At 64.7% G+C, this 21703-nt stretch carries 19 protein-coding genes; 6 read left to right on the forward strand and 13 right to left on the reverse strand.

Annotated elements, in window-relative coordinates; translation table 11 throughout:
- Positions 1-28: 28 nt before the first annotated feature.
- Genes mutM through mutY form a run of 3 tightly spaced genes read left to right on the forward strand, consistent with a single transcriptional unit; the run spans position 29 to position 3945 of the window.
- Positions 29-862: a bifunctional DNA-formamidopyrimidine glycosylase/DNA-(apurinic or apyrimidinic site) lyase gene (gene mutM / locus ABWW33_RS30920; RefSeq protein ID WP_353405280.1), complete on the forward strand. Its 834-nt coding sequence runs from the start codon at positions 29-31 to the stop codon at positions 860-862.
- An 11-nt stretch (positions 863-873) separates the two neighbouring features.
- On the forward strand, positions 874-2802 hold the full coding sequence (locus ABWW33_RS30925) for a dynamin family protein (RefSeq protein ID WP_353405295.1): 1929 nt from the start codon (positions 874-876) through the stop codon (positions 2800-2802).
- Positions 2803-2814: 12 nt separating this feature from the next.
- Positions 2815-3945, forward strand: coding sequence for an A/G-specific adenine glycosylase (mutY, locus tag ABWW33_RS30930; RefSeq protein WP_353405281.1), 1131 nt, complete (start codon positions 2815-2817; stop codon positions 3943-3945).
- Here the strand turns inward: mutY and ABWW33_RS30935 are convergent.
- The 9 genes from ABWW33_RS30935 to ABWW33_RS30975 are packed head-to-tail and all read right to left on the reverse strand — an operon-like array spanning position 3942 to position 14593.
- Complete coding sequence (locus ABWW33_RS30935) at positions 3942-4331, reverse strand: hypothetical protein (protein WP_353405282.1); 390 nt, start codon at positions 4329-4331, stop codon at positions 3942-3944. The genes mutY and ABWW33_RS30935 overlap by 4 nt on opposite strands.
- 54 nt (positions 4332-4385) lie before the next feature.
- Positions 4386-5522, reverse strand: a complete 1137-nt coding sequence (locus tag ABWW33_RS30940; RefSeq protein ID WP_353405283.1) for a deoxyguanosinetriphosphate triphosphohydrolase — start codon at positions 5520-5522, stop codon at positions 4386-4388.
- A gap of 14 nt (positions 5523-5536) precedes the next feature.
- On the reverse strand, positions 5537-7180 hold the full coding sequence (gene aroKB, locus ABWW33_RS30945) for a bifunctional shikimate kinase/3-dehydroquinate synthase AroKB (protein WP_353405284.1): 1644 nt from the start codon (positions 7178-7180) through the stop codon (positions 5537-5539).
- Between the two features lie 12 nt (positions 7181-7192).
- On the reverse strand, positions 7193-9370 hold the full coding sequence (locus ABWW33_RS30950) for a beta strand repeat-containing protein (RefSeq protein ID WP_353405285.1): 2178 nt from the start codon (positions 9368-9370) through the stop codon (positions 7193-7195).
- A 47-nt stretch (positions 9371-9417) separates the two neighbouring features.
- Positions 9418-11631: a type IV pilus secretin PilQ gene (locus tag ABWW33_RS30955; RefSeq protein ID WP_353405286.1), complete on the reverse strand. Its 2214-nt coding sequence runs from the start codon at positions 11629-11631 to the stop codon at positions 9418-9420.
- Positions 11628-12185, reverse strand: coding sequence for a pilus assembly protein PilP (locus ABWW33_RS30960; protein ID WP_353405287.1), 558 nt, complete (start codon positions 12183-12185; stop codon positions 11628-11630). Before ABWW33_RS30960 ends, ABWW33_RS30955 begins: the two co-directional genes overlap by 4 nt.
- The gene (locus ABWW33_RS30965) at positions 12182-12853 is read right to left on the reverse strand and encodes a type IV pilus inner membrane component PilO (protein WP_176655281.1); all 672 of its coding nucleotides are present in this window, start codon (positions 12851-12853) and stop codon (positions 12182-12184) included. Before ABWW33_RS30965 ends, ABWW33_RS30960 begins: the two co-directional genes overlap by 4 nt.
- A gap of 10 nt (positions 12854-12863) precedes the next feature.
- Complete coding sequence (locus ABWW33_RS30970; protein ID WP_176655280.1) at positions 12864-13520, reverse strand: PilN domain-containing protein; 657 nt, start codon at positions 13518-13520, stop codon at positions 12864-12866.
- On the reverse strand, positions 13520-14593 hold the full coding sequence (locus tag ABWW33_RS30975; RefSeq protein ID WP_176655279.1) for a pilus assembly protein PilM: 1074 nt from the start codon (positions 14591-14593) through the stop codon (positions 13520-13522). Before ABWW33_RS30975 ends, ABWW33_RS30970 begins: the two co-directional genes overlap by 1 nt.
- Positions 14594-14939: 346 nt before the next feature.
- On the opposite strand from ABWW33_RS30975, the gene ABWW33_RS30980 reads away from it, so the two are divergent.
- Complete coding sequence (locus tag ABWW33_RS30980; RefSeq protein ID WP_353405289.1) at positions 14940-17291, forward strand: penicillin-binding protein 1A; 2352 nt, start codon at positions 14940-14942, stop codon at positions 17289-17291.
- 14 nt (positions 17292-17305) lie between these two features.
- On the opposite strand, the gene cyaY is transcribed toward ABWW33_RS30980, so the two are convergent.
- Positions 17306-17638: an iron donor protein CyaY gene (gene cyaY / locus ABWW33_RS30985; protein WP_353405290.1), complete on the reverse strand. Its 333-nt coding sequence runs from the start codon at positions 17636-17638 to the stop codon at positions 17306-17308.
- A 39-nt stretch (positions 17639-17677) separates the two neighbouring features.
- Between cyaY and lptM the strand changes: the two genes are divergently transcribed.
- Positions 17678-17851: an LPS translocon maturation chaperone LptM gene (lptM, locus tag ABWW33_RS30990; protein WP_176655276.1), complete on the forward strand. Its 174-nt coding sequence runs from the start codon at positions 17678-17680 to the stop codon at positions 17849-17851.
- An 8-nt stretch (positions 17852-17859) separates the two neighbouring features.
- Positions 17860-19137, forward strand: coding sequence for a diaminopimelate decarboxylase (gene lysA / locus ABWW33_RS30995; protein ID WP_353405291.1), 1278 nt, complete (start codon positions 17860-17862; stop codon positions 19135-19137).
- Here lysA and ABWW33_RS31000 read toward each other — a convergent pair.
- Genes ABWW33_RS31000 through msrP form a run of 3 tightly spaced genes read right to left on the reverse strand, consistent with a single transcriptional unit; the run spans position 19130 to position 21702 of the window.
- Positions 19130-20050: a transporter substrate-binding domain-containing protein gene (locus ABWW33_RS31000; protein WP_353405292.1), complete on the reverse strand. Its 921-nt coding sequence runs from the start codon at positions 20048-20050 to the stop codon at positions 19130-19132. The two genes, lysA and ABWW33_RS31000, sit on opposite strands and share 8 nt — an antisense overlap.
- Before the next feature lie 56 nt (positions 20051-20106).
- Positions 20107-20721 (reverse strand): protein-methionine-sulfoxide reductase heme-binding subunit MsrQ, encoded by a 615-nt coding sequence (gene msrQ / locus ABWW33_RS31005; protein ID WP_176655273.1) that lies wholly within the window; start codon positions 20719-20721, stop codon positions 20107-20109.
- A gap of 3 nt (positions 20722-20724) precedes the next feature.
- Complete coding sequence (gene msrP / locus ABWW33_RS31010) at positions 20725-21702, reverse strand: protein-methionine-sulfoxide reductase catalytic subunit MsrP (RefSeq protein ID WP_176655272.1); 978 nt, start codon at positions 21700-21702, stop codon at positions 20725-20727.
- Position 21703: the final 1 nt, after the last annotated feature.

The following is a 21703-nucleotide window of genomic DNA, read 5'->3' on the forward strand; positions in this document are numbered from 1 at the left end:
CCCATAATTTCGACTGCCTGCCTCTCAGATGCCAGAATTACCAGAAGTTGAAGTGACGCGCCGCGGCGTCGCGCCCCATATCGAAGGCCGTACCGTGGAGACGGTGGTGATGCGCCGCGACGGCCTGCGCTGGCCGTTTCCGCCGCAGCTGCGGCAGCTGCTGGCCGGACGGCAGGTGCTGCGGACCGGGCGCCGCGGCAAATACTTGCTGATACATTTCGAGCACGGCACGCTGATCGTCCACCTCGGCATGTCGGGCCACCTGCGGGTGATGGATAGCGGCATCGAGCCGGAAAAACATGATCATTTTGATCTCGTCGTGCAGGCTCCCCAGGGCTTGCAGGTGCTGCGCATGAAGGACCCGCGCCGCTTCGGCGCCGTGCTGTGGCACGACGCCGCCGACGGCTTGCTGGAGCATCACGTGCTGCTGCGCGGCTTGGGCGTGGAGCCTCTGGAACCGGGATTTTCCGGCAAATTGCTGTACGATCAGACGCGCCAGCGCAGCACGGCCGTCAAACTGGTGCTGCTGGCCGGCGATATCGTTGTCGGCGTAGGCAATATTTATGCTTCGGAAAGCCTGTTCCGCGCCGGCATCAATCCGAAGACGCCGGCCAGGCGCATCAGCCTGGCGCGCTATGAAAAGCTGGCGCAGGCGGTGCGCGAGATCCTGGCCGAGGCCATTGTCCAGGGCGGCAGCACCTTGCGCGATTTTATTAGCGTCAACGGGCAATCCGGGTATTTCCAGCAGACTTATTTCGTCTATGATCGTGCTGGCGTGCCCTGCAAGGTGTGCGCGGCGCCGATACGGCAGATCAAGCAGGGGCAGCGGTCCACGTTCTACTGTGTGAATTGCCAAAAATAAGGGCAGACATGATGGTCAGGGATTTCGAGCAATACAGCGCGTGGCGGCAGGGTGTCGTCACCGCGTTAAAAAATTATCAATCCTGGGTGGCCGAGGCGTCCCTGACCGACGCCGCCACCGACCAGCGCATCGTGCGCACGCTGGCGCGGCTGGCCGACGACAAGTTGTCGGTGGCGTTTGTCGCCGAATTCTCGCGCGGCAAATCCGAGCTGATCAACGCCATCTTCTTTGCCGACTACGGCCAGCGCATCCTGCCGTCCGCCGCCGGCCGCACCACCATGTGCCCGACCGAGCTGATGTACGATCCCAGCATGGCGCCGTCGATACGTTTGCTGCCCATCGAGACCCGCGCCGACCACCTGTCCACCAGCGACTACCGCGACCAGCCGGCCGCGTGGACCGTGCTGCCGCTGAACCTGGACGCCGCCGACGAAATGCACGAAGTGTTCAAGCAGGTCAGCATGACGCGCCACGTGCCGGTCGAGGAAGCCAAGCGCTACGGCCTGTACGACGAGGACGATCCCGACATGCCGGTCACCTTGGACGACCAGGGCATGGTGGAGATTTCGCTGTGGCGCCACGCGCTGATCAACTTCCCGCACCCGCTGCTGAAGCAGGGGCTGGTGATCCTCGACACGCCGGGCCTGAACGCCATCGGCACCGAGCCCGAGCTGACGCTGAACCTGATTCCGAACGCGCACGCGGTGCTGTTCATCCTGGCCGCCGACACCGGCGTGACCAAGAGCGACATCGAAGTCTGGCGCAACCACATCGGCGCCGGCGCCGGCCGCCTGGTGGTGCTGAACAAGATCGACAGCATGTGGGACGAGCTGCGCAGCGAAGCCGAGGTCAACGTCGAGATCGAGCGCCAGCAGGCCAACGTCGCCCACGTGCTGGCGCTGGAGCCGCGCCAGGTGTTTCCCGTGTCGGCGCAAAAGGCGCTGGTGGCCAAGATTACGCAGGACCGCGCGCTGCTCGAGCGCAGCCGCTTGCAGTCGCTGGAAAGCGCGCTGTTCAACGAGCTGATCCCGGCCAAGAAGGAAATCGTCCGCAGGCAGCTGAGCGAGGAGCTGCAGGCGCTCAGCGCGGCGCAACTGGGCCTGGTCAACGCGCGCGTGCGCGGCATCGTCGAGCAATTGCATGAGCTGAAGAGTTTGCGCGGCAAGAACCAGAGCGTGATCGCGCACATGATGCGCCGCATCGACGTCGAGAAAAAGGAATTCGACGCCAGCCTGTTCAAGCTGCAGGCCACGCGCGCCGTGTTCACCCGCCTGTCCACCGAGCTGTACACCAGCATGGGCATGGACATCGTGCGCGACGACATCGACCAGGTGCGCGAGGAAATGCAGCGCAGCCGCTTCTTCACCGGCGTGCGCGAGGCGGTGCGCAACTACTTCGAGCGCATCCGCGCCAACCTCGACGCGGCCGAGAGCAAGACCGTGGAGATCGCCGAGATGATGGGCGTGATGTACCGCCGCTTCTCCAACGAGCACGGGCTGACGCTGGCGCTGCCGATGCCGTTTTCGCTGGAACGCTACCGCGAGGAGATCGTCGCCATCGAGGCGATCTACTACAAGCAGTTCGGCACGGCGACCTTGCTGACCACCAGCCGGGTGGTGCTGATGGAGAAGTTTTTCGACACCATCGCCTCGCGCGTGCGCGGCTGCTTCAAGTCGGCCAACAACGACGCCGAGGCGTGGCTGAAGGTGATCATGGCGCCGCTGGAGGCGCAGATCCGCCAGCACAAGGACCAGCTGAAGCACCGGCTGGCGTCGATCCAGCGCATCCACGATGCGACGGACAGCCTGGAGCAGAAAATTGATGCGTTTGAAAGCAGCCAGCAGGAGCTGGACGCGCAGAAGGCGCGGCTCAATGAACTGGCGGGCAATATCAGCATCGCCATCAATGCGGAATTCGTGGCGCTGGACGCCGCGGCTTAATCTAGGAAAAGAATGAAGGTTGTAGCAGTGGAGAATTTTGCGGATCCCAGCTTTTCGGCGGATCTGATCGGCTGGCAAAAAGTGCATGGACGCCATGTGCTGCCCTGGCAAAACACGCGCGACGCGTATCTGATCTGGCTGTCGGAAATCATGCTGCAGCAGACGCAGGTGTCGGCGGTGCTGGGCTATTACGCGCGCTTCCTGGAGCGCTTCCCCACCTTGCGCGACCTGGCGGCGGCGCCGGTCGAGGATGTGATGGCGCAGTGGAGCGGCCTGGGCTATTACACGCGGGCGCGCAACCTGCACAAGTGCGCGCAGCGCGTGGTGGCCGAGTACGGCGGCGTGTTCCCGTCCGATCCGGCCCTGCTGGCGGAGTTGCCCGGCATAGGCCGCTCGACGGCGGCGGCGATCTCGGCGTTTTCCAGCGGCACGCGGGCGGCCATCATGGACGGCAACGTCAAGCGCGTGTTTGCCCGCGTGTTCGGCATCGACAGCTATCCCGGCGAGCGCAAGACCGAGGAAATGATGTGGCGCCGCGCCGAGGCGCTGTTGCCGGAGCAAGGCATCGAATCGTACACGCAGGGCTTGATGGACATGGGCGCCACCCTGTGCACGCGCAGCAGCCCGTCGTGCGAACGCTGCCCGATGCAGCCGCGCTGCGTGGCCTACGCCAGCGACCGCACCAAGGACCTGCCGGTGCGCAAGCCGAAGAAAAGCAGCCCGGAAAAACATGCGGTGATGCTGGCGATTATCGACGGCGGCCAGGTGCTGCTGGAACAGCGTCCGCCAAGCGGCATCTGGGGCGGCTTGCTGTCGCTGCCGGAACTGGACGGCCACTTGCTGGCCGAGGACGACGACGTGCCGGCGGCCGAGGACGATGCGCTGATGTCAGCGGTGGGCAAGTTCGGCGAGATGGAATCGCATGAGCGGCTATCGACGGTGACGCATGTGTTCACGCACTACAAGCTGCACATCGCGCCCTACCGTGTGACCTTGGCGCGGCGGCTGGCGATGGCCGCCGAGTCCGGCCACGTCTGGTACGACGCCGCGCGCATCGCCGACGCCCCGCTGCCGGCGCCGATCAAGAAGCTGCTGTTGGAATTGCTCGGCGACAGCAAGGCTGCGCAGCAGAGAATGTTTTAAGACCAGACCTTGACGACGGCCACCACCACGCCGGACACAGTGATGATGGTGGCCAGGGACCAGCGCATCATGCGGTTTTCCAGCTCGGACACTTGCAACCTGAGCGCAGCGATTTCACTGCTCAGCTTGCTGTCCAGCGCGGCGATGTCACCACTCAGCTTGCCGTCCATCGCAGCGATCTTTCCGCTGAGCTTGTTGTCCAGGGTGGCCAGATCTTCCTTCGTCACATAGTTGGATTGGATAACGGCCACCCGCGCATCCAGCTTGGCCAGATCTTCCTTGGTGGCGTATTGCGAGCGTGCAACCGATGCCTCGGCCGCAAGCGATGCCACCTCGACCTCAACCGAGGTCAGGCGACGATCCAGTTGTGTGATTTGCTCGTCCATCCCTCATCATGATCCGATGAGGGTGCATGCTCAATAGAGCACGATTGAGCCGGCTCAAAGTTCGTCGAGCGAGAACAGGCGGCGGTGTTCGCGGATGGCGTAGCGGTCGGTCATGCCGGCGATGTAGTCGGCGATCTTGCGCGCCTGCTTGCCCACGTCGCCCGACTTGTCCTGGTAGTCCGGCGGCAGCAGCACCGGCTCGGCCATGAAGGCGCCGTACAGCTCGCGCACGATGCGGCTGGCTTTCACGCGCATGCGGTTGACCTTGTAATGGCGGTACAGGTTCTCGCGCAGGAAGCGCTTGAGCTCGGTCGCATCCTTGCGCATGGCATCGGAAAAGCGTATCAGCGGCGGCGCCGCACGCACCTCGTCTATGCTCTTCGGCGCGGCGTCGGCCAGCAAGACGCTGGAGGTGACGATCAGGTCGTCCGCCAGCGCGGTGATCAGGCGGCGCAGGGTTTCGTAGATCGCGCGGCGGCCGGACAGGCCCGGGAACGTCTGCTGCACGTCGTGCCACAGCCGGGCAAAGAATTCCACCTGCTCCAGCTGCTCGATGGAGATCAGGCCGGAGCGCAGGCCGTCGTCGATGTCGTGGCTGTTGTAGGCGATCTCGTCGGCCAGATTGGTCAGCTGCGCCTCCAGCGACGGCTGCGTGCGGTCGATGAAGCGCTGGGCGACCGGCCCCAGCAGGCGCGCATTGTTCAGCGAGCAGTGCTTGAGGATGCCCTCGCGGGTTTCGAACATCAGGTTCAGGCCGTCGTAAGCGCCGTAATGCTCTTCCAGCTCGTCCACCACCCGCAGGCTTTGCAGGTTGTGCTCGAAGCCGCCATGGTCCTTCATGCATTCGTTCAGCACGTCCTGGCCCACGTGGCCGAACGGCGTATGGCCCAGGTCGTGCGCCAGCGAAATGGCTTCCACCAGGTCCTCGTTCAGCCGCAGGTTGCGCGCCAGCGAACGGCCGACCTGCGCCACCTCCAGGCTGTGCGTCAGCCGGGTGCGGAACAGGTCGCCTTCGTGGTTGAGGAACACCTGGGTCTTGTATTCCAGCCGGCGGAACGCCGACGAATGGATGATGCGGTCGCGGTCGCGCTGGAACTGGCTGCGCGAGGCGTGCGCCGTTTCAGGAAAGCGGCGCCCCGCTCCGCCCGCCGAATGGGCCGCGTAAGGGGCGAGGAATTCGTCGGGCAGCATGGCGGGGGATCCGATCAAACGCAGGCTGCCAGCGTGGCCAGCAGCAGCTCCCGCGGCGCGTTGGTGATGCTGGGCGCGCCCAGCGGCTTGAGCAGGATGAACTTGATGGCGCCGCCCTCGTTCTTCTTGTCGACTTCCATCAGCTCCAGCCAGCGCTCGGCGCCCAGGTCCGGCGCCTTGACCGGCAGGCCGGCCGCCGCCACCAGCGCGCGCATGCGCGCCACGGTGGCTGCGTCGACCAGGCCCATGCGATGGGACAGGTCGGCCGCCATCACCATGCCGCAGCCGACGGCTTCGCCGTGCAGCCAAGCGCCGTAGCCGAGGCCGTTCTCGATCGCGTGGCCGAAGGTGTGGCCGAAGTTCAGGATGGCGCGCAGGCCGCCTTCGCGCTCGTCCTGGCGCACCACGTCGGCCTTGATCTCGCAGGAACGGGCGATGGCGTAGGCCAGCGCGCCCTTGTCGCGCGCCATCAACCTGGCCATGTTGGCTTCGATCCAGTCGAAGAAAGCGGCGTCGATGATGGCGCCGTGCTTGATCACCTCGGCCAGGCCGGCCGACAGCTCGCGCGCCGGCAGGGTTTCCAGGGTCGACGTATCGGCGATCACCGCGCGCGGCTGGTAGAACGCGCCTATCATGTTCTTGCCCAGCGGGTGGTTGATGCCGGTCTTGCCGCCCACCGAGGAATCGACCTGCGACAGCAGGGTGGTCGGCACCTGGATGAAATCGATGCCGCGCATATAGCTGGCGGCCGCGTAGCCGGTCAGGTCGCCGATGACGCCGCCGCCCAGCGCGATCAGCGTGGTCTTGCGATCGGCCTTGTTGGCCAGCAGCGTGTCGAAGATCTGCATCAGGCTGGACCAGTTCTTGAACTCTTCGCCGTCCGGCAGCACGATGGACATCACGTCCTTGCCGGCGCCGCGCAGGCCTGCCTCGACGCGCGCCAGGTACAGCGGCGCGATGGTGGTGTTGGTGATGATGGCGACCTTGCCGCCGTTGACGTGACGCGCCAGCAGCGCGCCGTCGTTGAGCAGCGCGGGGCCGATGGAGATGGGATAGCTGCGCTCGCCCAGCTCGACATTTAACAGGATAGTGGATTCTTCGTTCATCGATGGTTCGGCTTGTGTGACGCAGTTGGGCGAGGCCTCGCAGGCCCTCGTTTCCAGCTGGGTCAAAATGGTTTGGACCATCGATTGTACGTTAGGTCGGCCGGTATCGATTACTACATCGGCAATTTCCATGTACAAAGGATCACGCACGGCCATCAATTCTTCGAGTTTTTTGCGCGGATCGGCCGTTTGCAGCAGCGGCCGGTTCTTGTCGTGCGCGGTGCGCTGCAGGATGCTGTGGACGGTGGCGCGCAGGTAAATCACGGTGCCGCGCGACTTGAGGAAGGCGCGGCTGTCGGCGTTGAGGATGGCGCCGCCGCCGGTGGCCAGCACCAGGTCCTGCTGCCCGGTCAGCTCGCGGATGACGTCCGCCTCGCGCCGGCGGAAACTCTGCTCCCCTTCAATTTCGAAGATCCACGGGATCGAGGCGCCGGTGCGGGCTTCGATCTCGTGGTCTGAATCGATGAAACGCAATCCCAGCTTGCGGGCCAGGATGCGGCCGATGGTGGTTTTTCCTGCCCCCATCAGGCCGACTAGAAACACATTAGGCATGAAAAATCCGGGTTAATTCGGGGTAGTACATGAGGTTGAGGTCCCATAGGGGCTGGTGATGCCTGGCGGCGATATGGCCTGGATCGCATAATCGGCCGACAAACCCGGCAAGTGTACCAGACCGACGTAGCCTGGCTCGGTGCCGCTGGCCTGGCCTCGTACCGTCAGGTTGACATCGAGCCAATAGGCGCGGTCCTTCGGATACACCAGCGAGACCACGGCCCGCCCTTGGGCATCGGTGGTGACGTTGGTGGTGACCGAGACCGGTATGCCGGGATCGAGCACGCCGTTGCCGTTGGTATCCTCGCCGCTGTCGAGGATACCGTCATGGTTGCCATCCTCGTTGGCGCACTGGGCGCTGCGCACAGGCGACCATGGCCCCAACGGCACCGTGTACTGCATGACGCCCTTGTAGTACGAGGTCGGCAGCACTGAAGCGGTCAGTTTGACGCTGGGCACGGCGTTGCCGGCGGCGTCGGTCACCACGACGGCGTAGTCGAGCTGGTACAGCGCGCTGGATGGCACGGACACCGTATTGCCGGTGCCCGCGCTGATGAACAGCGATTTCTGCGCCACCGTCAGGCTGGCCACCGCGCTGGCGCCGGAACCGCCAATGATGCTGGCCCGAATCTGCACGCCATCCTTGGCCGACGGATTGGTGCCGGCGATGAAGCTGACCGTGGCGGCGCCATCGGCGCCAGTGATCACCAATGCAGGCTGGGTCAGCGTGCCGCCGCTCGGGTCGGTCGCGATGGAGAACGCCACCTGCGCGTTCTTGACCACGTTGTTCTGCGCGGTGCCGTCGCGCACCACAGCGCGCAAGGTGGTCTGCTGCGTGGTGCTGCCTGACGTGTTGACTCCTATAACTGCTGGATCGGCTTGCACGCTGATGGTGGCGATGCCGGTCAGCGGCGCGATGAATTCCAGGTCGGTCTGCGTGGTCAGGCTGCTGGCGGTGGCCGTAATGGTGGCCACGCCCGGACCGCTGGCGTTGACATACGCGGTGGCGGCGCCGCTTGCCAGCGGCAGCGTGCCGACCAGCTGCGAGGTACAAGCCGAATTGGCGTAGACCACACCGCGCGAGCTGCTGATGGTGACGTTGCCGCTCGGGCCACCGGTCACGGCGACCTGCTGGCAGCCGCCGATGAACGCCGAGGTGATGACGTTGCCACCGGCATCGAGCACCTTGACACCGAAGGTCGAGGAATTGATCGCGATGCCGGCCGTGGTGGTTTCGCCGGCCGCCTTGACGGTGATCACGTCGGCCGTGCCGCCGCTGGCGGCATAGGTCAGCACCAGCTGGCCGGCCGAATTGGTGACGGCCGAGCCGCCGCCCTTGACGGTCAGCGAGTTGGCGTTGGAACCATACACCACCGGCTTGCCGGCCAAGGCATTGCCGGCAGAATCGACCAGCTTGACGGTGACGTCGGCGCTGGCACCCACGTTGATGGTCGGCTGGGCGTTGATGGTCAGCTTGTTGCCGGCGACGTTGACGACGGTGGTGACCGGCGTGGCACCGGGAACGGTGGCGGTGATCTTGATCGCGCGCGAGGTCGAATCGCCGCCGGTGCCCAGTTTCTCTGTCACCAGGCCTTGGGCGTTGGAGACCCGATTGGTCAGCGACAGGCTGCCCGAATCGACCTTCAGGTCGACGGTCACGCCCGGCATCACGGTGTTGTTGGAGTCGCGCACCAGCGCCACCACGTTGACTTCGTTGCCGGCCGTGCCGGCCGAGGCCAGCGTGCCCGAGTCGGTGGTCAGCGACAGCGTCGGCACGGCGTTGATCACGTCGATCTTGATGTCGGTCGATTTGACGCTGCCGACGCTGGCGCTGAGGGTGATGGTGCGCAGCGAGGCGTCGCCCTTGACGCTGAGCTTTTCAACCACCTTGCCCGAACTGTCGCTCACGCGGTTGGTGCTGCTGACGGTGCCGGAGCTGGCATTGAAGCTCACGGTCTCGTTGGCCAGCGCGTTGCCACCGCTGTCCTTGACGATGGCCGTCAGCGTCACCTCGGTGCCGTCCAGGCCCGAGGAGGCGATGGTGGCGGCGCTGGACGTCAGCACCACGGTGGCCACCTTCGACGGCGCCACGCCGTTGCTGTTGGTGCCAGGCGAACCGCCGCCGCCGCCGCAAGCGGCCAGCAGGCTGGAACAGGCCAGCGCGGCCAGCCATCCGGTAAATTTTTTCATGGTGCTTCTTTCCATAGTGGTCATAGAGTTACCTGCGATTCAGTTACTTAGCGCGTCGACAGCCGATCGGCGACGATCTTCGGCGTGATAAAGACCAGCAATTCTGTCTTGTCGTTGGTGCGGCTGTTGCTGCGGAACAGGTAGCCCAGCACCGGCACGTCGCCCAGCAGCGGCACCTTGTCGGTGGTGTTGCGCTCGGTCTGCTGATAGATCCCTCCCAGCACCACGGTGCCGCCGTTCTCGACCATGACCTGGGTCTTGACGTGTTTGGTGTCGATGGCGAAGCCGGCCCGGGTTTCCTGGCCGACGCTGTCCTTGTTGACGTCGACGTCGATGACGACGTTGCCGTCCGGCGTGATCTGCGGCGTCACTTCCAGCCGCAGGTTGGCCTTGCGGAACACGATCGAGGTGGCGCCGCTGCTGGTGGCCACCTGGTAAGGCAGTTCGATACCCTGCTCGATCAGCGCGATGGCCTTGTCGGCGGTGATCACGCGCGGGCTGGAGATGATCTTGCCGGTGCCGTCCGCTTCCAGCGCCGACAGTTCCAGGTTCAGGAAGCGGTTGGCGGCCGACGAGAACAGGCTGACCGCCAGGCTGCCGGCATCGGCGCCGTTGATCGCCGCCGCCGGCAGGTTGATGAACTGGGTGTTGTTGTAGCTGTTGTCGGTGACCTTGACCTGGCCGGTGGTTTCGCCGACGCCGGTCAGGTTGCCGCCGATGCCGATGCGGGTGTTGCCGTTGCCGATCTGGTAGCCGGCGTCGCCGCCGCGTATCGTGCGCATGTCGGCAAAGCCCAGCTTGGCGCCGAGGTTGCGGGTGAAGGTGTCGCTGGCCTCGACGATGCGCGCCTCGATCAGCACCTGCTTGGAGGCGATATCGGTCTTGGCGATCAACTTGCGGATATCGTCAAGCTTGGAAGGGATGTCGGTGACGAAGAGCTGGTTGGTGCGCGGCTCGATGATGGCGCTGCCGCGCTTGGACAGGATGCGGTTCTTGCCGTCGGCGCCGCCGCCCTCGAGGCCGAACACGGTCTTGAAGGCGTCGGCCTTCTGGTAGTTCAACTGGAAGATCTCGGACTTCAGCGGTTCAAGGTCGGCGATCTGGGCGCGCTGTTCCAGCTCCAGCTTTTCCTTGGTCAGCAATTCCTCTTTCGGCGCGATCCACAGCACCGAGCCGTTCTTGCGCATGTCCAGGCCCTTGGCCTGCAGCACCACGTCCAGCGCCTGGTCCCACGGCACTTCCTTCAGGCGCAAGGTCAGGTTGCCGCTGACGCTGTCGCTGGTGATGATGTTCAGTCCGGAAATGTCGGCGATCGCCTGCAGCGCCGCCCGCACTTCGACGTTCTGGAAATTGAACGACAGCTTCTCGCCGCGGTAGCCCTGGGTGCCCTGGGTCAGCTTGTTCGGGTCTTCCTTGATCGGCTTGACGTCGATCACCAGCTGGGTGTCGCTCTGGTAGACGGTCTGTTCCCACAGGCCGCGCGCCTCGATCGTCATGCGCGTGTTGTCGCCCTGCGGCACGGTGGTGACCAGCGACACCGGGGTGCCGAAGTCGCCCACGTCGAGCCGGCGGCGCAGGCTCTCCGGCACGCCCGTCTTGAGGAAGTCGACCACCACGCCGTTCGGCGTCTGGCGCACGTCGACCGCCACCTGGCTGTTGGGCAGGTCGACCACGACCCGGCCTTCGCCGTTGGCGCCGCGGCGGAAATCCATGTCGCGCAGCAGTTGACGGCCGGCCGGCGCCGGCGTGGCGGCGACCGGCAGGCCGCGCGAGTCGACCGCCGTGGCCAGGCCGCCGGAACCGTCGATGGTCAGGATCACCGAGTTGCCGTCGATGGCGGTGGCATAGTTCAGGCTGCGCTTCAGGTTGAACACCAGGCGCGAGCGCTCGCCGGCCTGCACCACGTTGACGCTGCGCAGGTCGCCCAGCGCCAGGTCTTGCGCGCTCTTGCCGGTGCCGTTGGAGGTGGCGCCGAAGTCCAGCGCGATGCGCGGCGGATTGGTGATGGCGAAGCCGATCGGCAGCTTGTCCGGCGCGTTCTTCAGCGCGATCTTGACGATGACGTTGGCGCCCTGCTGGTTGGCGCTGATCGATTCGATGGCGTTGCCGGCCGCAGCGGGCGTGGCGGCGGCGGTCTGCGCCTGGGCGGTGCCGGCCAGCTGGCTGGCCAGCGCCAGCGCCATCAAGGCGCACGTCAAGGCCCGCGCAGGCGCCCGGGTGGCGGCCGCCAGTGCGCGCCGGGGCATGTGGTGAGCGGTCATTTGGTGTTCTCCTTGCTTTCCTGCAGTTCCAACTTCGACATGCGTTCGACCCAGTCGCCGGTCGCATCCTGTACGATTTCCTTGATGCTGACAGCGTCATCGCCGATGCTGGTGATGAGGCCGAAATTCTGGCCTATGTGCTGGCCCACGACCACATGGTGCACCGAGCGGTCGATCTGCAGCACCGCGTAGAACACGCCGCGCTGCTGCATGGTGCCGACCATCTTGATGGTGTCGAGCGGATAGCTCTCCAGCAGTTCCTTGCGCCGGTCCATGTCGGGCCGGATGCCGCTGCCGCCCTTGGCCGAGGCCTTGGCCAGCTCGGCCAGCAGCTTGTTCGGGTTGAAGGGGTCGACCGCGTCGTTCGGCACGTAGGCGAAGGGGATGAAGGTCTTCGGCTCGGCCAGTGGCGGCACCGCCACCTTGGCCTGCGAGTCGACCTGCTTCATCCAGGTGCGCACTTCCTGCACGTCGCTGTCGCCGCAGCCGGACAGCAGCAGAAGCGGTAATAGAAGCGGCAACAACGGCGCCATGGGCGGGATCAGTATCTTCATGATTTTTTCGCCGCCTTCTTCTTGTCGGCAGCGGCCTTGCGCTGGGCGCTGACCTCTTCCGGATCCAGGTAGCGGAAGGTCTTGGCCACCGCCTCCAGGGTCAGTACGCCGTCCTTGCCGGTGTTCAGGGTCATGTTGTTGAGCGTGACGATGCGCGGCAGGTTGGCCATGTCGCCGGCGAAGGCGCCGATGTCGTGGTAGCTGCCGGTGACGCGGATGTCGATCGGCAATTCGGCGTAGTAATCCTTGACCACCACTTGCGCCGGCTTGAACAGCTCGAACTGCAGGCCGCGGCCGGAACCGGCTTGGTTGATGTCGGTCAGCAGCGCGGCCATCTCGGCCTTGCTCGGCAGCTGCTTCTGCAGGCGGTCGACATACTGGTCGACCTGGACTTTCTGCGCCCGCAGCGCCTCCAGGTTGACCGCCTGCGCGGTCTTGATCTTGTATTCGTCGCGCAGTTTCAGTTCCGCCTGGGCACCGGCGTCCTGCTCCTCGAACTGCGACTGCCAGTAGAAGAAATAACCGAGGCCGACCACCACCGCCATCACGCCGATGCTGCACAACACGCGCGGCGCGACCGGCCATTGGCCCGGGTGGCGGTCGCCGAGGTTGCGGAACTGGTCGGCCAGCTGGGCCGCCATCAGGTTCAAATTGAGATTCTTTGCCATGGCGCCGCTCCTAGCTCTTGGCCGGCGGCAGGCCGGTTGCCGTGTGGACGCCAGCCCCCGGCGCGGCGGGCGGTTTGCCCTTGGCGCCATCGGCGGGAAGGTCCTTGTCGCGCGGACGCTTGATGTTGACCGCCATGCTGAACTCGACCACCTTCTTGGCGGTCTTGCCCTGGCCGAGGCCGGTTGAGTGCACTTCGATCAGGTCCGGCCGCTCCAGCCATGGCGACACGCCGGCCAGGTTGCGCAGGAATTCGGACACCCGCTCCTGCGACTGCGCATAGCCGAGCAGCGACACCTTCTGGCCCTCCTGCTTGAAACCTTTCAGGTAGACGCCGGGCGGGGTCTGCTTGACCAGCTCATCCATCAGGTAGACCGGCTGGTTGCGGTCGCCCTGCAAGTCTTCCACCGCCTGCTGGCGCGCCTTCAGCGCTTCGATTTCCTGCTTCAGCGTGGCGATCTCGGCGATCTTCGTGTCGAGCCCGCTGATGGCGGTCTTGATGACCTGGTTGCGTTCATTCTGGATCGAGATCGCGCGGGCGTTGTAGCCGCCGACCAGCAGCACCACGCCGACGCCGACGATGGCGCCCAGCGCCAGCAGCGCGAAGAAGGCGGCCTTCTTTTGCTTGCGCTTTTCCTCGCGGTGCGGCAGCAGGTTAATTCTGATCATCAGCCGAACCTCCGCAAGGCCAGGCCGCAGGCGACCAGGTAAGCCGGCGCGTCGCTGCGCAGCTGCGATTCACGCACCGAGGGCGCCAGCTGCATGCCCTTGAACGGCGAGATGACGGCGCTGGAGATCTTGGTGCGGCTGGCCACCAGTTCCAGCAGGCCGGGCAGCAGCGCGCAGCCGCCGGCCAGGAACAGCTGGTCGACCTTGGTGTACGGCGTGGACGTGTAGAAGAACTGGATGGCGCGCGTGACTTCCAGCGCGGCGCTTTCCAGGAACGGCGCCAGCAGGTCGGCGGCGTAGTTGTCGGGCAGGTCGCCGGACTTCTTGCGCGACTCGGCCTCGTCGAAGGCCATGCCGTAGGAGCGGACGATGTCCTGGGTCAGCGCGTTGCCGCCGAACGGCTGCTCGCGCTCGTAGACGGTGACGCCGTCCAGCATGACGGAAATATGGGTGACCTGGGCGCCGACCTGGAACAGCGCCACCACCTGGCCGGCGCCCGCCTCGGGCAGCTGGGCGGTGACGCGGTCGAGCGCGGCGCGGGCGGCGTAGGATTCGATGTCCATCACGGTGGCCTTCAGGCCGGACGCTTCGGCGATGGCGACGCGGTCCTCGACTTTTTCGCGGCGCGAGGCGGCCAGCATGACCTCGATGTCTTCCGGCGAATTGGCGGCCGGGCCGATGACGTCGAAGTCCAGGCTGACCTCGTCGAGCGCGAACGGGATGTACTGGCTGGCCTCGGATTCGACCTGCACTTCCAGCTGGTCTTCCGACATGCCGGCCGGCAGGATGATTTTCTTGGTGATCACGGAAGCGGGCGGCATGCCCAGCGCGGCGTGCTTGGCGCGGGTGCCGCTTTTCTTCCACACCCGGCGCACCGCCTCGACCACCTGGTCCATGTTCTCGATATTGCCGTCGACCACGGCGCCGCGCGGCAGCGGCTCGGAGGCGTAGCGCTCGAGGCGGATGTCGCCCTTGCTCTGCGTCAATTCCACCAGCCGCACGCTGGACGTGCTGATGTCGATCCCGACCAGCGGCGGATTGCCCTGTCCCAGCAGCGTCTGGATATCGATCATACGAGCCCCCCGGCGCCATGGCTGACGCCAGCACCGCAGTGCCGCCGGATGACGCTTGGAACTGTTTGCATATAGGAACTCGTTTGAAAACCAGCGTTTAGACTGCTTATATAAGACCGTACATTAAATCGTGCCTATATAAGTGTAAAGGTATTTCTATTGTGCACAATTGCCGTGGTGTGAGGGTTTCGCCACACTTTATTGCGCTGCTGTTAGGCCTAAAGCAACTCAGTTGTTTTGTTACTCACAGGGAAATATTCCTGTCATCCGGCAGCGCGCGCCGTGGGGGTGACCGCTCGCTTATAATGCGTCGCATACATAACAGCTAGATCAACAGAAAGATCGCATGGCCACTTCCAATTCGGCACCTCCACCATCGAACCCGCCCCAGAGCGCCGGCGGCAGCAAAGCACCGTCGCGTTTCTTCCTGCTGGCCGGCCTGTCCGTGGTCGGCCTCGGACTGGTGGCGCTGCTGCTGGTGGTGTTCGGCCTGGCGATGGCCTACCCCAACCTGCCCGAACTCGACACGCTGACCGACTACCGGCCCAAGATGCCGCTGCGTATCTTCTCGGCCGATAACGTCCTCATCGGCGAATTCGGCGAGGAGCGGCGCAACCTGGTGCGCATCAAGGACATCCCCGACGTGATGAAAAAGGCCGTGCTGGCGATCGAGGACGACCGCTTCTACGAGCACGGCGGCGTCGACTACACCGGCATCCTGCGCGCGGCCGTGCACAACGCCACCGGCGGCGCCAAGCAGGGAGCCTCGACCATCACCCAGCAGGTGGCCCGCAACTTCTTCCTGTCGAGCGAGCAGACGCTCAAGCGCAAGGCCTACGAGGTGCTGCTGGCGTGGAAGATCGAGAAGAACCTGTCCAAGGACCAGATCCTCGAGGTCTATATGAACCAGATCTACCTGGGCCAGCGCGCCTACGGCTTCTCGTCGGCCGCACAGATCTATTTCGGCAAGAATCTGAAAGACATTAGCGTGGCCGAGGCTGCCATGCTGGCCGGCCTGCCGAAGGCGCCGTCGGCCTACAACCCGGTGGTCAACCCCAAGCGCGCGCGCACCCGCCAGCAATACATCCTGCAGCGCATGCACGACCTCGGCTACATCACCGACAAGCAGTACGAGGCGGCCAAGGCCGAGCAGCTCAAGGTCAAGACCGACAGCAGCGAGTTCGGCGTGCACGCCGAGTACGTGGCCGAGATGGCGCGCCAGCTGGTCTACGAGCAATTCAAGGAAGACACCTACACGCGCGGCCTGAACGTGTTCACGACGATCACCAAGGCCGACCAGGACGCCGCCTACCTGGCGCTGCGCAAGGGCGTGATGGACTACGAGAAGCGCCACGCCTACCGCGGCCCGGAAGCGTATATCGACATTCCGCAGAACAAGGAAGAGGCGGACGACGCCATCGAGACCGAGCTGGCCGACCATCCGGACAGCGACGACATCATCGCCGCCATGGTGCTGTCGGCCACGCCGCAGCTGATCACCGCCGTCACCGCCACCGGCGAGGAGATCAAGATCGCCGGCCCGGGGCTGGAGATGGGCCGCTCGTGGCTGTCCGACAAGGCCGCGCCGAACAAGCGCATCCGCCGCGGCGCGGTGATCCGCGTCATGCAGGAGGGCAAGGACTGGCTGGTGACGCAATTGCCGGAAATCGAATCGGCCTTCGTTGCGGCCGACACGCATGACGGCGCGATCAAGGCCATGGTCGGCGGCTTCGACTACAACCGCAGCAAGTTCAACCACGTGACCCAGGCCTGGCGCCAGCCGGGCTCGTCGTTCAAGCCCTTCATCTATTCGGCCTCGCTGGAGCGCGGCCTGTCGCCGGCCACCATCATCAACGACGCGCCGATCTCGTTCGACGCCGGCCAGACCGGCGGCCAGGCGTGGGAGCCGAAGAACTACGACGGCAAGTACGAAGGTCCGATGACCATGCGCAAGGGCCTGACCAAGTCCAAGAACATGATCTCGATCCGCATCCTGCACAAGATCGGCGCCAAGTACGGCCAGGAATACACCACCCGCTTCGGTTTCGACGCCGACAAGAACCCGCCCTACCTGACCCTGGCGCTGGGCGCGGGCAACGTGACGCCGCTGCAGATGGCCGGCGCCTACTCGGTGTTCGCCAACGGCGGCTACAAGGTCAGTCCTTACCTGATCTCCAAGGTGACCGACGCCGACGGCAAGATCCTGTCGCAGGCCAATCCGGACAAGGCCGGCGACGAGAAGAACCGCGTCATCGACGAGCGCAACGCCTTCCTGATGGACAGCATGCTGAAGGACGTGGTGCGCTTCGGCACGGCGACCAAGGCGCTGGTGCTCAAGCGTCCCGACCTGTCGGGCAAGACCGGCACCACCAACGACTCGATCGACGCCTGGTTCGCCGGCTACCAGCCGCATCTGGTGGGGATCGCGTGGATAGGCTACGACCAGCCCAAGAACCTGGGCAACAAGGAAACCGGCGGCGGCCTGGCGCTGCCGATCTGGATCGGCTACATGCAAAAGGCGCTGAAGAATATCCCGATCGAGGAGCGGGCGGTGCCGGACGGCGTGATGCTGGTGGGCGACGAGTACTACTACGCGGAGAACCCGCCGGGCACCGGCGTCCACAATATCGACGGCGCCACGCATGGCACGCCGGCGGAGGAAAAAGCCAAGGACGCCGTCAAGAACGAGTTGTTCTAGGCCACATCAGGGAATCAGGGAGCCAGCACCACCGGGCTGCCGCCCTGCGTGCTGACCATCTCCGACAGCGCGGCGAACAATTCGCTGCCGTCGCGGGTGTTGAGCCACTTGCCGTCCTTCTGCTTGTAGTGGTAGCCGCCCGAGCGGGACGCCACCCACAGCTCCTGCATCGCGGCCTGGCTGTTGACGATGATCTTGGAACCGTTGTCGATAAACTCGATTTCCAGCACATTGCCGCTGCGGCTGCACTCGACGTCGAGCATGTCCTCGTCGTTCAAATCGTCCAGTTTGGCCTCGATGGCGCTGAGGGTGGTCTCGGCCTGCGCCAGGAATTCTGATTCGCCCATGCTACACTCCAATATCTACACTTAATCCATGATTTTATCGTGAAGTCCTCTTTCCGTTTATTTATCGGCACGGCGACCCTGTGCCTGACCGTCTTGCTGAGCGCCTGCGGCCAACCCGGCCCGCTGTATCTGCCCAAGATTCCTCCGGCCAAGCCTGCCAAGAGCACCGAAGCTGCCCCGGCACCGTCCACTCCCCCAGCACCACAACAATAATTTTCCTTATGTCGCAATTTTCTTATCAAAACGGCGTGCTGCACGCCGAGGGCGCGTCGCTGAGCGCCATCGCCGAGCAGTTCGGCACGCCGACCTATGTGTACTCCAAGGCCGCGCTGCTGGCCAATTTCGCCTCCTACGCCGACGCCTGCGCCGGCCGCGACGCGCTGGTCTGCTATGCGATGAAGGCCAATTCCAACCTGGCCATCCTCGACCTGCTGGCGCGCCAGGGCGCGGGTTTCGACATCGTCTCCGGCGGCGAACTGCTGCGCGTGCTGGCGGCCGGCGGCGATCCGCGCAAGGTGATCTTCTCCGGCGTCGGCAAGAGCGTCGACGAAATGCGCCTGGCGCTGTCGCACGACATCCTGTGCTTCAACGTCGAATCGATCCCCGAGCTGCACCGCTTGAATGAAGTGGCCGGCTCCATGGGCAAGACCGCGCGCGTATCGCTGCGTGTCAACCCGAACGTGGACGCCAAGACCCACCCGTACATCGCCACCGGCCTGAAGGCCAACAAATTCGGCGTGGCCTTCGACGACGCGCTCGACACCTACCGCACCGCCGCCAAGCTGCCGCACCTGGAAGTGGCCGGCATCGACTGCCACATCGGCTCGCAGCTGCTGGACGACGCGCCGCTGCTGGAGGCGCTGGACCGTCTGATCGAGCTGATCGACAAGCTGGGTTCGGAAGGCATCGTGTTGCACCACCTGGACATCGGCGGCGGCATCGGCATCAACTACGGCGAAGCGGGCGAAGCCGCGCCGGTGCCGGTGGGCGACTACCTGGGCCGCCTGTTCGCGCGGATCGACGCCTGGCGCGGCGAACGTCACGGCGGCAAGCCGATCAAGGTGATCTTCGAGCCGGGCCGCTCCATCGTCGGCGACACCGGCGTGCTGCTGACCAAGGTGGAGTTCATCAAGCACGGCGAGGAAAAGAATTTCTGCGTGGTCGATGCGGCGATGAACGACATGGCGCGTCCGGCCCTGTACCAGGCGTGGATGGACATGCAGCCCGTGGTGCAGGGCAAGTCCGGCGCGCTGACCTATGACGTGGTGGGCCCGATCTGCGAATCGGGCGACTGGCTGGCGCGCGACCGCGAACTGGCGGTGGAAGCCGGCGACCTGCTGGTGATGCACAGCGCAGGCGCCTATGGCATGACGATGGCGTCGAACTACAACACGCGCGGCCGCGCGGCCGAGATCATCGTCGACGGCGACGTCTGCCACGTGGTGCGCCAGCGCGAGAACCCGGCCGACCTGTACGCGCTGGAATCGCTGATCAAATAAAGCGCGGCGGCGGCGCGTAGATTTTCGACAACAGCGGATTGCTCAGGATGAAACAGCGGTTGGAACTGGTTTTCAACTGCTGGATTTCCTTCTGGAAGTGGCGCGCGGTCAACTCATCCAGCGATCCATCCCGCTTGATCGCCGCCATTCCCGCTTCCAGCCGTTGTGCCAGCCTGGGCTCGCTGGCGCTGACGTAGAACATGGCGGGCAGCGGGTAGTACAGCACCAGATCCGGCACCAGGGCCAGTTCGCTCGCCAGTTGCGCGTGCCGCTCGAGCAGGGAACTCGCCTCGACCACACTGATCGGCAGGTAATCGAAGCGCTTGGTCAGCAGCATGTCCAGCAAGGTCGCCAGATTGCCGCTGTCCTCCACTTGATAGCCGTTGTGGCGCAGCACCGTGGCATCCACCCAGCCGCGGCCCAGCCCCGCCATCAACTTCTTGAGCTGCGCTTCGTTGGCGATCGCCTTGAATTTCGCCAGGTCTTCCCTGCGTACGATCAGCCTTCGATAGCCCAGCAAACCGCCCAAGATGGGTGTATTGATCAGGTAGTTGCGTTCCTGCGGATCACCGGCCTCCAGGTCTCGCCATGGGCCCACGTGGACGTTGAGGTGCTTGCCCTCATGGACTTCCCGCCGTACGCGGAAGGTACTCAGGCTATCCAGCACCCGCGCCACCGAAAACGGGCCGAACGATGACACGGTCTTCTCCAGCGCCAGCGTCAGCACGGCGACCTGGTAGTCGTCGCGCTTGGGCGTCTTGCCCCAATCCCAATAGCGGTAGGCCATGACGCCGGGCTCCGCGCGCACGCCCCGGGCATGCAGCGCCAGCGCGGCCAACGCCAGCAACGCCTGACGGCGCGGCGCCCTGGCGGACGATTCGGTTGTACGGGACAGCTTGGAGAGGAACGGCATAGGTAGAAAGTTTAACACCACCAAGATCGCCGCCGCCACATCTCATGCGCTGGAGGTCATTTTGCGACGGCCTTGTTGCGCGCCCAATAGACGCGCATCAGCAGCAGCGAAGCGAGGATCACGCCGAAGATGATCGGCTGCGTGAAGTTGTGCTTGCCCGCCTTCATCCACCAGAAGTGCAGGATGGCCAGCGGCGCGATCACGTAGACCAGGCGGTGCAGCCATTGCCAGCGCTTGCCGCCCAGCCGCTTGACCATGGCGTTGGTGCTGGTCGCCGCCAGCGGTATCAGCAGCACGAAGGCGGTGAAGCCCACCGTGATGAACGGCCGCTTCAGCACATCCTTCCACATCTCCTGCAGGTCGAAGAAGTGATCGAACCACAGGAAGGTCATGAAGTGCAGCAGGCCGTAGAAGAACATGTACAGCCCCAGCATGCGGCGCAGCTTGATCAGCCAGTTCCACTTGAGCAGCCGGCGCAGCGGCGTCACCGCCAGCGTGAAGCACAGGAAGTACAAGGTCCAGTCGCCGGTGCCGCGGGTGATGAATTCCAGCGGCTCGACCAGTTGCCCGGTCAGCGTCAGGTACACCATGCGCGCCAGCGGCACCAGCGCCAGCAGGAAGATGGCGGCCTTGATCAGGCCGGCCTGCCGCGCCGAAGGGTTGAACGCCATCGCTTAGAAGAACTTCTTCAGGTCCATGCCGGCATACAGCGGCGCCACGTCGGCATAGCCGTTGAACATCAGCGTCTTGCGCTTGCGGGCCAGGAAGCCGTCCTCGCCGATGCGGCGCTCGGACGCCTGCGACCAGCGCGGGTGGTCGACGTCCGGATTGACGTTCGAATAAAAGCCGTACTCGCTCGGCGCCGACAGGTTCCACGAGGTGCGCGGCTGGTCTTTCACGAAACGGATCTTGACGATGGACTTGGCCGACTTGAAGCCGTACTTCCACGGCAGCACCATACGCACCGGCGCGCCGTTCTGGTTGGCCAGGGTCTCGCCATACATGCCCAGGGTCAGCAGCGCCAGCGGGTGATTGGCCTCGTCGATGCGCAAGCCTTCGGTGTACGGCCACTGCAGCACGCGGCTGCCGACGCCGGGCATCTGCTTCTTGTCGGCCAGCGTGACGAACTCGACGTACTTGGCGTTGCCGGTCGGTTCGACCTTCTTGATGATCTCGGAGAACGAATAGCCTATCCACGGGATGACCATCGACCAGCCTTCGACGCAGCGCAGACGGTAGACGCGCTCCTCCAGCGGCGCCAGCTTCAGCAGCGCGTCGATGTCCAAGGTCATCGGCTTCTTGACTTCGCCTTCGATGGTCACCGTCCACGGACGGGTCTTCAGGCTGCCGGCGTACATGGCCGGCTCGCTCTTGTCGGTGCCGAACTCGTAGTAGTTGTTGTAGCTGGTGGCGTCCTTGTAGGGCGTCTGCTTGTCCAGCGCCGAATAGGCGGGATTGAGCCTGGCGGCCAGCTTGGGATTGCTGCCCTGGGCAAAGGCTTCGCGGCCGGCCATTTCCAGCAGCGCGCCGGCGGAGAGGCCGCCGACGGCCAGCTGTTTCATGAACTTGCGGCGCGATTCATACGCTTCGCGCGGCGTGATTTCTGATGAAAACGGCAACTCGATGCCGTTGGGGCTACGCTTGATCAGCATG

Origin of the sequence: Duganella hordei, assembly GCF_040369125.1 — a bacterium.
GTDB lineage: Bacteria > Pseudomonadota > Gammaproteobacteria > Burkholderiales > Burkholderiaceae_D > Rugamonas > Rugamonas hordei.